The sequence below is a fragment of the Devosia sp. SD17-2 genome, from assembly GCF_029201565.1.
Lineage (GTDB): Bacteria > Pseudomonadota > Alphaproteobacteria > Rhizobiales > Devosiaceae > Devosia.
Genome location: NZ_CP104002.1, coordinates 547,857 through 560,000, shown reverse-complemented (window position 1 = coordinate 560,000; position 12,144 = coordinate 547,857). Strand labels below are relative to the sequence as shown.

General features: G+C 62.8%; 10 protein-coding genes (1 of these 10 cut by a window edge). 2 read left to right on the top strand and 8 right to left on the bottom strand.

Annotated features, from left to right (window positions below):
* A protein-coding gene (locus NYQ88_RS02815; protein WP_275653476.1) for a M23 family metallopeptidase crosses the window boundary here: on the top strand, nucleotides 1–905 show its final stretch. It extends 1,069 nt beyond the left edge of the window; the window shows 905 of its 1,974 coding nt (coding positions 1,070–1,974); its start codon lies beyond the left edge, outside the window; it ends in the stop codon at nucleotides 903–905.
* A gap of 30 nt (nucleotides 906–935) precedes the next feature.
* Here the strand turns inward: NYQ88_RS02815 and NYQ88_RS02810 are convergent, their stop codons facing one another.
* From NYQ88_RS02810 to NYQ88_RS02780, 7 genes are all read right to left on the bottom strand, one after another.
* Nucleotides 936–1,277 (bottom strand): VOC family protein, encoded by a 342-nt coding sequence (locus NYQ88_RS02810; protein WP_275653475.1) that lies wholly within the window; start codon nucleotides 1,275–1,277, stop codon nucleotides 936–938.
* Nucleotides 1,278–1,434: 157 nt separating this feature from the next.
* The gene (gene clpB / locus NYQ88_RS02805; protein WP_275653474.1) at nucleotides 1,435–4,017 is read right to left on the bottom strand and encodes an ATP-dependent chaperone ClpB; all 2,583 of its coding nucleotides are present in this window, start codon (nucleotides 4,015–4,017) and stop codon (nucleotides 1,435–1,437) included.
* 198 nt (nucleotides 4,018–4,215) lie between these two features.
* Complete coding sequence (locus NYQ88_RS02800; RefSeq protein ID WP_275653473.1) at nucleotides 4,216–4,899, bottom strand: DUF4167 domain-containing protein; 684 nt, start codon at nucleotides 4,897–4,899, stop codon at nucleotides 4,216–4,218.
* A gap of 333 nt (nucleotides 4,900–5,232) precedes the next feature.
* Nucleotides 5,233–6,081 (bottom strand): peptide chain release factor N(5)-glutamine methyltransferase, encoded by an 849-nt coding sequence (gene prmC / locus NYQ88_RS02795; protein ID WP_275654990.1) that lies wholly within the window; start codon nucleotides 6,079–6,081, stop codon nucleotides 5,233–5,235.
* Nucleotides 6,082–6,095: 14 nt separating this feature from the next.
* Nucleotides 6,096–7,172, bottom strand: coding sequence for a peptide chain release factor 1 (prfA, locus tag NYQ88_RS02790; RefSeq protein ID WP_275653472.1), 1,077 nt, complete (start codon nucleotides 7,170–7,172; stop codon nucleotides 6,096–6,098).
* Nucleotides 7,173–7,241: 69 nt separating this feature from the next.
* A complete protein-coding gene (gene ptsP / locus NYQ88_RS02785) occupies nucleotides 7,242–9,509 on the bottom strand; it encodes a phosphoenolpyruvate--protein phosphotransferase (protein WP_275653471.1) in 2,268 nt (755 codons plus the stop codon).
* Between the two features lie 63 nt (nucleotides 9,510–9,572).
* Nucleotides 9,573–10,838: an aspartate kinase gene (locus NYQ88_RS02780; RefSeq protein ID WP_275653470.1), complete on the bottom strand. Its 1,266-nt coding sequence runs from the start codon at nucleotides 10,836–10,838 to the stop codon at nucleotides 9,573–9,575.
* 163 nt (nucleotides 10,839–11,001) lie between these two features.
* Here NYQ88_RS02780 and ubiG point away from each other — a divergent pair, with 163 nt between their 5' ends.
* Complete coding sequence (gene ubiG / locus NYQ88_RS02775) at nucleotides 11,002–11,739, top strand: bifunctional 2-polyprenyl-6-hydroxyphenol methylase/3-demethylubiquinol 3-O-methyltransferase UbiG (protein WP_275653469.1); 738 nt, start codon at nucleotides 11,002–11,004, stop codon at nucleotides 11,737–11,739.
* 30 nt (nucleotides 11,740–11,769) lie between these two features.
* On the opposite strand, the gene NYQ88_RS02770 is transcribed toward ubiG, so the two are convergent.
* Nucleotides 11,770–12,141, bottom strand: coding sequence for a hypothetical protein (locus NYQ88_RS02770; RefSeq protein ID WP_275653468.1), 372 nt, complete (start codon nucleotides 12,139–12,141; stop codon nucleotides 11,770–11,772).
* Nucleotides 12,142–12,144 lie beyond the last annotated feature (3 nt).

Below are 12,144 nucleotides of genomic sequence, written 5' to 3'. Positions count from 1 at the left end.
ATATCGCAACCGTGGCACTGAGTGACAGCGGCCAATATGTGGTTGGCCTGCAGCCCGACTGGGTGGCGTTCCCGGCCGAGGACGTCGAACAGATCAACGTTGGCAATCTGCCCACCATCTACCGCTCGATCTGGGAAACAGGCCGCAAGCACGATCTCGATAACGACACGATCCAGCGCATCGTCGCCATGTTTGCCTATGACGTGGACATGACCAAGCGCATCACCGCTGGCGACACGATCGAGCTTCTGTCGACGGGCCCAAGCCCGGACGCGAAGTCAGACCTGCTCTATGTGGCGCTGACCCTGGGCGGCACCAAGCGCCAGCTCTATCGGTTTGCCGCGCCCGATGGCACGGTGGATTTCTTTGATCCTGACGGCGAAACCGGCAAGCGCTTCCTCAATCGGCGCCCGCTCGAGGGCGGCGGCACCATGCGTTCGCGCTTCGGCTACCGCATTCACCCCATCTTCAAGACGCGGCGCCTGCACACCGGCGTCGATCTGGCGGCGCGGACCGGTACGCCCATCTATGCCGCCGGCGACGGCGTGATCACCTATTATCGCTGGCAGTCCGGCTACGGCAACAAGATCGAGATGGAGCACGTCAACGGCTACGAGACCGCTTACGGGCACCTTTCGCGCTTTGTCGATGGACTGGGCGTGGGCAGCCAGGTCCGACAGGGCCAGCTCATCGGCTATGTCGGCTCCACCGGCCAGTCGACGGGTCCGCACCTGCACTTCGAGGTCAAGATCAACGGCAATTACGTCGATCCGCTGAGCGTGAAACTGCCCAAGGACAATGTGCTGGCCCCGCAGAACCGCGAAGCCTTCAACCAGACGATGACCCAGATCAACGAGCTGATGGCGCGCGAACCGGCGCCAGTTGAAGTGGCGGCGAGCAACTAAGGCCGCCACCTCTCCTGCTCTCTCAGGGGCCTAGTCCTCGCGCGCCACCCATACGGCCAGCTCATTGCCGCCGGGTTCTCGGAAGTGAAACCGCCGCCCGCCCGGAAAATCGAACTGAGGGCGGGTGATTTCGCCCCCTGCCCGCACCACGCGCTTTTCGGCATCATCGAGATCATCGGTGCGGATGATGGCCATGGTTGCAGCGACGCGTCCTTCGGACTGGTCGATGCCACCGTCGATCCCTGCATCCTCGATCGCGTCATAATCCGGACCATAGCTGGTGAGGCCCCAGCCAAAGGCGGCTCGGAAAAAGGCGCCGCTGCGCGCCCGATCGGTCGAGGGAAACTCGATGTAGTCGATGGTGTCGGCCATTTTGCCTCCTCCTAGTTTGTTCCTTATTTGTTCTATTTATTTGCGCTGGACGGCGCAAGGGCATTGTGTGCCGTGCGGCCAAGAGGGAATAGCGCGCAAAAGAAAGGGCTGGCGGCCCGAAGGCGCCAGCCCTTGTCTCTGGTGTCGGGCGCCCGGCTTAATGCAGGACGATGCCGCCCTCATTGGCGTCGACGACGACCCGACTGCCATCGGAAACCTTGCCCGACAGGATCGCGTCGGCAAGGCTGTCTTGGACCGAACGCTGGATGACGCGCTTGAGCGGGCGTGCGCCATAGGCAGGATCATATCCCTCATTGGCGAGCCACTCGCGCGCCGCCGGCGTGAGCTCGAGGCTGATGTCACGATCCCGCAGCAGGTTTTCGAGACGGCCGAACTGGATATCGACGATGGAGCCCATATGTTCGCGCCCGAGACGGTGGAACAGCAGGATTTCGTCGATCCGGTTGAGGAATTCCGGACGGAACGAGGCTTTGACCATGTCGAGCACCTTGCCGCGCACCAGTTCCACCGATTCTCCATCCTTGAGGTCGACCAGATATTCGGCCCCGATATTGGAGGTGAGTATGATGACCGAGTTGCGGAAGTCGACAGTACGCCCCTGCCCGTCCGTCAGCCGCCCGTCATCGAGCACCTGGAGCAGGACATTGAACACATCCGGGTGCGCCTTCTCGATCTCGTCGAAGAGGATCACCTGGTAGGGTCGACGCCGGACGGCTTCGGTAAGGACGCCGCCTTCGTCATAGCCGACATAGCCCGGAGGCGCGCCGATGAGCCGGGCCACCGAGTGCTTTTCCATGAACTCGGACATATCGAGGCGCACCATTGCGGTCTCGTCGTCGAAGAGAAACTGCGCCAGCGCCTTGGTCAGCTCGGTCTTGCCAACACCGGTTGGGCCGAGGAACATGAACGAGCCGATGGGCCGGTTCGGATCCTGAAGGCCCGCACGCGAGCGACGCACCGCCTTGGCCACGGCAGCCACGGCTTCGGACTGGCCGATGACACGAGCGCCGAGAGAGCTTTCCATATGGAGGAGCTTTTCGCGCTCGCCTTCGAGCATGCGGTCGACGGGAATGCCGGTCCAGCGCGACACCACCTGGGCAATGTCACTGGGCTCGACGGTTTCCTTGGCCATTACGGCATCGGGTTTGCCGTCGCCATCCGGATCATCGGCAGCGTTGAGGCGCTTTTCGAGATCGGGAATGACGCCATAGGCCAGCTCACCCGCCTTGGCGAGATCGCCCTGACGCTGCGCGATCTCGAGCTGGCTGCGCGCCGCATCGAGTTCTTCCTTGATTTTTGTCGAGCCCTGGAGACGTTCCTTTTCCGCCAGCCATTTGGCCGAGAGAAGCTGCGCCTGCTCTTCGAGACCGGACAACTCATGTTCAAGCCGCTCGAGCCGGGTGCGCGAACCATCGTCGCTTTCCTTGCGCAGAGCTTCGCGCTCGATCTTGAGCTGCATGATGCGGCGATCGAGTTCGTCCAAGGCTTCGGGCTTGCTGTCGACGGCCATGCGCAGGCGCGCTGCGGCTTCGTCCATCAGATCGATGGCCTTGTCCGGCAGGAAGCGGTCGGTGATGTAGCGGTTGGAGAGCGTAGCCGCACTCACCAGCGCCGAGTCGGCAATGCGGATGCCATGGTGCAGCTCATACTTCTCCTTGAGGCCGCGCAGGATCGAGATCGTATCCTCCACGGTGGGCTCGGAGACGAAGACGGGCTGGAAGCGACGGGCAAGCGCCGGGTCCTTTTCGACATGCTTGCGATATTCATCGAGCGTGGTGGCGCCAACGCAATGCAACTCACCTCGCGCCAGGGCGGGCTTGAGCAGATTGGACGCGTCCATCGCGCCATCGGCCTTGCCGGCGCCGACAAGCGTGTGCATTTCGTCGATGAAGAGGATAATCTGGCCTTCTGCCGCGGTCACCTCGTTGAGCACGCCTTTTAGGCGCTCCTCGAACTCGCCGCGATACTTCGCGCCGGCGATGAGCGCACCCATGTCGAGCGCGAGCAGGCTCTTGTTCTTCAGACTCTCGGGCACGTCGCCATTGACGATGCGGATGGCGAGGCCCTCGGCGATCGCCGTCTTGCCGACGCCGGGTTCACCGATCAGCACGGGATTGTTCTTGGTGCGGCGCGACAGCACCTGGATGGTGCGACGGATTTCCTCGTCGCGCCCAATGACCGGGTCGAGCTTGCCCTCGCGGACATCCTGGGTGAGGTCGCGGGCATATTTCTTGAGCGCGTCATAGGCGTTCTCGGCCGAGGCACTGTCAGCGGTGCGGCCCTTGCGCAAGGTCTCGATGGCGGCATTGAGCCCCTGCGGGGTCACGCCGGCCGATGCCAGGATCTTGCCGGCGTCGGTGTCCTTTTCGACGACCAGCGCCAGGAGCAGCCGTTCAACCGTGACAAAGCTGTCGCCGGCCTTCTGGGCGGCGCTTTCAGCGGTGTCGAAGACACGGGCGAGTTCGCGGCTGAGGTAGAGCTGGCCGGCATCACCGGACACTTTGGGAATTTTGTTGAGCGCGGCTTCAACGCCGGCGCGCGCAGCCTTGGGATCGCCCCCGGCGCGCTCGATCAAGCCATTGGCCATGCCCTGCTCGTCGTCGAGCAGCACTTTGAGAAGGTGGACGGGCGAGAACTGCTGGTGACCCTTGCCCAGGGCACCGGTCTGCGCGCTCTGGATGAAACCACGGGCACGCTCGGTATATTTTTCGATGTTCATTCAACTCTCCTAGTCTCGCCCGTAATGCGGCCCGAACGGCACCGGCATGACGGCGGAAGCGTCGCGTGAGCTCAAACGCCCGGCAATCCAGCGCGTCGTCTCACACGAGGATATATGGGGCCGCCCACAGAGAGTTGAAGGGGAGAGCAAGGGCAAATTGCAAAAAGGCCGGGCGCTGGGCCCGGCCTTTTGAAAGTCTTATTCGGCGGCGCTTGTCGTGCCAGCCGTCAGGAACGCCGGCAATTCGCCAACGTCGGGCTGGGGGGCGCTGGCCGGATCGGCACCAGCCTCCCCGGCGGCCGGACGGCGGCGGCGCGGACGACGCTCACGTGGCTTGCGCGGAGCCGCTTCGCCTTCGGCGGCAGCGGCATCGGCGGGAGCAGCGTCTTCACCGGAAGCTGCTTCCTCGGTGGCAGCAGCGGCCGGAGCCTGGGCCTGCGCCTGAGCCGCTTCGGCGATTTCCCGAGCCGACGGCCGGGAAGCAGGCGCAGCGGCCGGGGCTTCGTCTTCGGCGTCGTTCTGGTTCTGCTGCTGCGCCGGCTGGGGCGAGGCGAAGCGAGAGTTCAGCTCCGAGACATCGTCATCGAAATCATTGTCGTCCTGGCTCTGGCCATCGCGCTGGCCGGTCAGGGCCTGCTGAGCGGAGGAGACGATGCGGAAATAATGCTCTGCGTGCTGCAGATAATTTTCCGCCATCACCGAGTCGCCGGACGACTGGGCATCACGCGCCAGCTGCAGATATTTTTCCGCGATATGAGCCGCATTGCCGCGGACCTTCACGTCCGGGCCGTTGCTCTCATAATTCCTCGACAGCGGATTGACGTGCTTGCGCCCGCCATTACGGCCGCGCTGGCGGTTCTTGTTCTGATTGTTTGGTCTCATCGGGTCGCTTTGTCTAACTCTAGTAGTTAAGCGTCACATATGGGCGGACCGGAACGCGTCCGGCCTGGCCCCTCATTCCAGCAAAACATCGCTCGGGAATGGGGTTATACTGGTTTCATGAAGACCCAATGCGGTCTGGCAGCGCCCCGGAAATGCTTCCGCCCTGATCAACTCTGGCCCCTAACTTCGGGACAAGAACGGCGGCTAGCCGTGAGATCAACAATCGGGTGTGGTCGCTGCGGCGCCCATGATGCGCCGTTGACAGCATGTTCAAACTAGCGGTTTTCCCCGCCCTTGACCAGCACAAATCTCAAGCTGGCCCGTTTCATGCGCTTATGCCCCCTCAAAGTGGTGCGCACAAACCACACGATCAAGCCCTGCAAGATCCTTGTGGACGCTGACCTCTGCATATCCGGCATCGCGGAAGAGGGCACGAACGGCATCCCCCTGGTCATAGCCGATTTCCACAAGCACGCGCCCCGACGGCGCCAGCCAACGCGAGGCCTCGGCCGCGATGATGCGATAGGGCGCGAGCCCGTCGGGCCCACCATCGAGCGCAAGCCGCGGATCGAAATCCTTGACCTCGGGATCAAGGTTTTCAACGACATGGCTGGCAATATAGGGCGGATTGGACGCGATGAGATCAAACGGACCGTCATCCGGCTTCAGCGCGCCAAACCAGTCGCCACCCCGGAACGAGAGGCGGTCGGAGACGCCATTGGCGGCAGCGTTCTGCTGGGCCATCTCGATCGCCGCGGGATTGAGATCGGTGGCGATAGCCGTCGCGTCCTCCCTGTTGGCGAGGATGGCAATGGGGATGCAGCCTGTGCCAGTGCCCATGTCGAGAAGGCGCCCGCCTTTCGGGAGCGCCTCAAGCGCCAGATCGACCAGAAGTTCGGTGTCGGGGCGCGGCTCGAGGGTGGCAGGGCTCAGCGCGAACTCGAGACCATAGAATTGCTTGTGCCCGATGATTCGCGCCACCGAGAGCCCGCTGAGCCGGCGCGTCAGAAGCGCCTCAACCTCGGCAAGGGCTTCGGGCGAGACGGACTCATTCTCGCGCGAGAAGAGACCCAGGGCATCAAGGCCGAGCGCATGACCGACGAGAAGCTTTGCATCGAGGACGGGCGTCTCAAAACCTGCGCTCGAGAGCACATCGCGATGGTGGTGCCAGAGCGCGCCAATGGTCGTCGGCGACGTCAGATCCCGCTCTCCATGGCCGCCAGCTGGGCCGCCTGGTTCTCCGTGATCAGAGCCTCGATCAGCTCGTCCAGCGCCTCGCCTGTGATGACCTTGTCGAGCTTATAGAGCGTCAGGTTGATCCGGTGGTCGGTGACCCGGCCCTGCGGGAAGTTGTAGGTGCGGATGCGCTCCGAGCGATCGCCCGAGCCGACCTGACCCTTGCGCTCGGCCGAGCGGGCGCTGTCGCGTTCTTCGCGCTGCATCTCGTAAAGACGCGCGCGCAGCACGACCATGGCCTGCGCGCGGTTCTGGTGCTGGCTCTTGAGCGCCGAGGTGACGACGAGGCCGGTGGGGATATGGGTGATGCGCACCGCCGAATCGGTGGTGTTGACGTGCTGGCCGCCGGCGCCCGAGGCGCGCATGGTGTCGATGCGGATGTCCTCGTTGCGGATCTCGATGTCGATGTCTTCGACTTCCGGCAGCACGGCGACAGTGGCGGCCGAGGTATGGATGCGGCCCGAACCTTCCGTGGCCGGCACGCGCTGGACGCGGTGCACGCCGCTTTCATATTTCATGCGGGCATAGACGCCCTTGCCCGAAACATTGGCGATGACTTCCTTGTAGCCGCCCATTTCGCCGGGGCTTTCCTCCATCAGCGTCACCTTCCAGCCATGGTTGGCGGCATAGCGCTCATACATGCGGAAGAGATCGCCGGCGAAAAGTGCGGCCTCGTCGCCGCCTGTGCCGCCTCGGATTTCGAGGATGATGGACTTTTCGTCCGCCTCGTCCTTGGGCAGCAGCAGGATGCGGATGGCCTGGACATAGGCTTCGAGCTTTTCGTCGAGTTCCTCGATCTCGGCTTCGGCCATTTCGATGAGGTCCTTGTCGCCGCTTTTCAGCAGCGTCGTGGCCTCGGCATGGTCGCGCAGCGCCTTTTTATAGGCGGTGATCTCGGTCACGATCGGCGTGAGGTCAGAGTGCTCCTTAGAGAGTTTTGCGAACTCATCCGGGCTTGCCCCACCCGACAGCGCCGCCTCGATATACTGGAAGCGGGTTTCGAGGGCGTCGAGTTTGTCCTGGGGCAATGCGGGCATGATCAGTCTTTCGCCGGAATTCAGGTCCTGCGTGTAATGATCCGGGCGGGCAACATCAAGGCCGCACGCTCACCCCATGGGCAGGTTCTGCTTTTCCACCCATTCGGTAAGCAGTTCGCGGATCGCCACGCCATCGGCGCCATCGCTGAGCGCGGCTGCCACCGAAGCGCGGATCGGCGTGAGGTCGAGATTGAGCACCAGCTCCTTGATCGGGCCGATCGAGGCCGGCCCCATGGAGAGCCGGGTCATGCCGATCGCCATCAACGCCAGGGCCTCCATCGGCCTGCCGGCCAGCTCGCCGCACATGGTCACAGGCTTGTTGTGCCGACGAGCCGCATCGACGATCAGCCGGATCGCACGCAGGCGTGGCATGGCAATGGGATCGTAATTCTTCGAGACGCGCGGGTTGGCGCGATCGGCCGCAGTAAGGAACTGCACCAGGTCATTGGAGCCGATGGAGACGAAATCCGCCTCGGGCAGCAATTGGTCGAGTTCGAACAGCAGCGATGGCACTTCGACCATGGCACCGATCTCGACCCCTGACGGAAGGGGCTGACCGGCCCGGCGCAGGCGCTCGATTTCCTTGTTGATCACAAGACGCGTCTGGCGGAACTCAAAAGTCTCGGTGACCATGGGCACGAGAATTTTCAGCGGCCGCCCATGCGCTGCCATCAGCAGAGCCCGCACCTGGGTCCGCAACAGGCCTGGACGATCCAGCCCCAGCCGGATCGAGCGATAGCCCATGGCCGGATTTTCTTCAGCCATCGAGCGCAGATAAGGCACGACCTTGTCGCCGCCGATATCGAGCAGGCGGAAGACGATCGGCCGGTCGCCGGCTATGGCAAGTGCCTCGGCATAGAGCTCGACCTGCTCCTGCAGGCGCGGGAGCTTGGAGGCGATCATAAACTGCAGCTCGGTACGGAAGAGACCGACGCCCACCGCGCCGGTGTCGTCCAGCATGGGCAGGTCCGCGACCAGCCCGGAATTGTGCAGCAGGGTGATATCCACGCCATCGCGCGTCACGCTGGGCTTGTTCTTGAGCGCGGCATAATGGGCGCGGCGCTTGGCCGAAACCCGTACCTTGTCGACATAGGTCTGTTCGACATCGGGCGTGGGGCGCAAATGCACCTGTCCGGCCTGCCCGTCGATGATGATGTCGTCGCCTGTTTCGCACATGGAGACGATTGATTCGGCCTGCCCCACCGCCACGATGCCCAGCGAGCGGGCGACGATGGCAACGTGGGCCGTCGCACCACCCTCTTCCAGCACCACGCCGCGCAGCTTCTTGCGGTCGTATTCGAGCAGTTCCGCCGGGCCCATGTTACGGGCGACGAGAATGGCATTGTCGGGCAGCACGCGCTGGGCGGGCTGGCCGGTATTGGTCAGGACGCGCAACAGACGGTTTGCAAGATCGTCGAGATCATGCAGCCGGTCGCGAATATAGGGATCGGTCTGGCGCATCATGCGGGCGCGCGTGTCGTTTTGCACCCGCTCCACTGCCGCCTCGGCCGAAAGTCCGTTCTCGATCGCCTCGGTCAACCGGTGCACCCAGCCCCGGTCATTGGCGAACATGCGATAGGTTTCGAGAATCTCGCGATGGTCCGACGACGGCTGCATGTCGCCATGGTCGAGCATGGCATCAATCGAGACGCGCATGGTCTCGAGCGCCTTGTCGAGCCGGGACTTTTCCTGCTCGGTATCTTCGGCAATGAAATTGGTCACCACGACGCGCGGATCGTGCAGCACAACTGTGCCCAGCGCGATGCCATCGGTGAAGCTGACGCCATTGAACATGCGGGGTCGCCTGAGATCGATATCCGACCCCGGCTTGATCAGATTGTCGAAATCCGAGGTCGCGATCATCTCGGCCAGGATTGTGGCCGTAGTCAGCATCGCCTCGGTTTCATCCTCGCCATAATGGCGACGCTCGGCGTTTTGCACGACGAGGACGCCTAGCGTCTGACCGGCGCGCAGCACGGGCACGCCCAGAAACGAATTATACCTGTCTTCACCCGTCTCCGGCCGATAGGCAAAGCTGGGATGGGAGGGGGCATCATCAAGGCTGAGCGGTTCGGCTTCGGATGCGATGAGGCCGACCAGCCCCTCACCCAGGCGAAGCGTCGTCATATGGACCGATTCGGCCTCAAGCCCCTTGGTAGCAAAGAGCTCGAGCGCACCATCGTCGCGCAATACGTAGAACGAGCAGACGTCGGCCCGCATGTTCTGGGCGATGAGGGCGACGATCTTGTCGAGACGCGCCTGCGAAGCCAATGGCTCCGCCATGGTTTCGCGCAGCTGGCGCAGCAAAACTCTCGGGCCGCCTATGGACGTGACCATTTACTCCGGCGACCTGATGAAGCCGCCCCCCTGTTCGGACGCGGCCTCATCCCCCAATGGGGCCTAGGCGTCCTTCTTATCCAAACCGTAATAGGTGTGGAGCGCCCGAACCGCAAGCTCGGCATATTCTTCATCGATCAGGACCGAGGTCTTGATTTCCGACGTGGTGATCAGCTGGATGTTGATCCCCTTGTCGGCAAGCGCCTTGAACATCGAGGCGGCGACGCCTGCGTGGCTACGCATGCCGACGCCCACGACAGAGACTTTTGCACCGCCGCGCGAGCCCGAAAGACGGGCATATTCAAAGCGCCCGCCATTGTCCTCGAGCGCCTTGACCGCCTTGTCATATTCGCTGTCGGGCACGGTGAAGGTGATGTCGGTTGTCGCGGCATCGTCGGAGATGTTCTGCACGATCATGTCGACGATGATGCCCTTGTCGGCCAGCGTGCCAAAAATGGCCGCGGCGACGCCGGGATTGTCCTTGACGGCGCGCAGGGTGATCTTGGCCTCTGCCTTGGCGAGCGTCACGCCCGAAACGATCTGCTTTTCCATGATCTCTTCCTCATCGCAAACGAGCGTACCCGGAACACCAGGCAAACCATCGGGCCCGATCTGTGGGGCATCCGGGTCATCGAAACTGGAGCGGACGGTGAGCCGCACCTTGTGTGCCATGGCCATTTCCACGGCGCGGATCATCAGCACCTTGGCACCGAGCGAGGCCATTTCCAGCATTTCCTCAAAGGAAATGCGGGTCATGCGCTGGGCCTTGGGAACGATGCGCGGATCGGTCGTGTAAACACCGTCCACATCGGTATAGATATCGCAGCGGTCCGCGCCGACAGCAGCAGCCACCGCGACAGCAGATGTATCCGAGCCACCGCGACCGAGCGTTGTAACGCGGCCATGGGGCGAAATCCCCTGGAAGCCGGTGATCACCGGAACCCAGCCATCCTTGAAGCGCTTGTTCAGCTCGGTCGGGTCAATCTCGGCGATACGGGCCGCGCCATGCGCGTCGTCGGTCTTGATCGGAACCTGCCAGCCGGCGAAAGAGCGCGACTGGATGCCCATTTCGGAAAGGACGATGGCCATGAGGCCCGCCGTCACCTGCTCGCCCGAGGCGACCACGGCATCATATTCACGCGCGTCGTGGAATGCGCTGGCCTCATTGACCCAGCCGACCAGTTCATTGGTCTTGCCGGACATGGCCGAAACCACGACGGCAACTTCATTGCCGGCTTCCACTTCGCGCTTCACATGGCGCGCAGCCTGACGGATGCGCTCGACATTGGCCACAGAAGTGCCACCGAATTTGACGACGATGCGGGCCATTTTTTCCCCGGTCTTCCGCCGAACCCGGCGGTACGCTCACTTGTTGGGGGCCAGATGCCATAAAGTGCGGGCGCAATCAACCGTTCTGCACGGCGCGCGACACTCCCGCGCCTTGCACTAAGCGCATCATCATCGCATATCTGGCCTGCACAGGAGCCCTCTCATGTCCCAGACCACCATCAACGACGCTGAAGTCGCAAAATTCACGGCCATGGCCGAGGAGTGGTGGGACCCCAAGGGCAAGTTCAAGCCGCTGCACAAGTTCAACCCGGTGCGCCTCTCCTATATCCGCGAGCATCTGATCGCCCATTTCGGCAAGGACGGCAGCGCAATCCGGCCCCTTGAGGGCCTTACCATCCTCGACGTTGGCTGCGGTGGCGGCCTGCTCTGCGAACCACTGACGCGGCTCGGCGCGACCGTGACTGGCATTGACGCGGCCGAGCGCAATATCGCCATCGCCCGCATTCATGCCGAACAGTCGGGGCTCGATATCGACTATCAGGCAACGACCAGCGAAGCCCTCGCCGCAGCGGGAAAAACCTTTGACGTCGTGCTCAACATGGAGGTGGTCGAGCACGTCGACAATGTCCCGCTCTACATGAAGAGCTGCGCCGATCTGGTGAAGCCGGGCGGGCTGATGTTCACCGCCACCATCAACCGCACGGCCCGCGCTTTTGCGCTCGCCGTCGTCGGCGCTGAATATGTCCTGGGCTGGTTGCCCAAGGGTACGCATGACTGGAAGAAATTCCTCACCCCTGATGAAATCGGCAGCCTGCTCAGCCGCAATGGTCTCAAGGTCACAGACCAGACGGGGGTGGTCTACCATCCCATCGGGGATGAATGGCGCCGCAGCCGCGATATGGGCATCAATTACATGATGCTGGCGGCGCGGCCCGCCTGAGCGCGCCGCGCCTCTGGATCCAGTGCAACCTTAGACGTGCATGAGGTCGGATTTTTCGACATTCAGCACCACGCCTTCAGCGGTCACCCGGTCGATGTGCTCGGGAAAAATGTAGCGGTCCCGGGCAAACAGCCCATCGGCATCGAGGCGGATAAATCCTTCGCGCAGTGCCTTCTCCTGAACTTCGCGTGGCAAGCCGTCATCGGGCGAAAAAATATCGGCCAGAATGGATGTCAGTCCGGTCTGGTTCTCTTCGAGCACTGGACTGACCCCTGCAGCCTCGACGCCCGGGATCGACGGGTCCTTGTCGCCGATCCGAAACGTCTCGACAGTACCTATGGCATTCATCGCCCGGTCGTAGACCTTCATGCCCTCGTGGATGGAGTTGGGAATTGCGTGCATCGT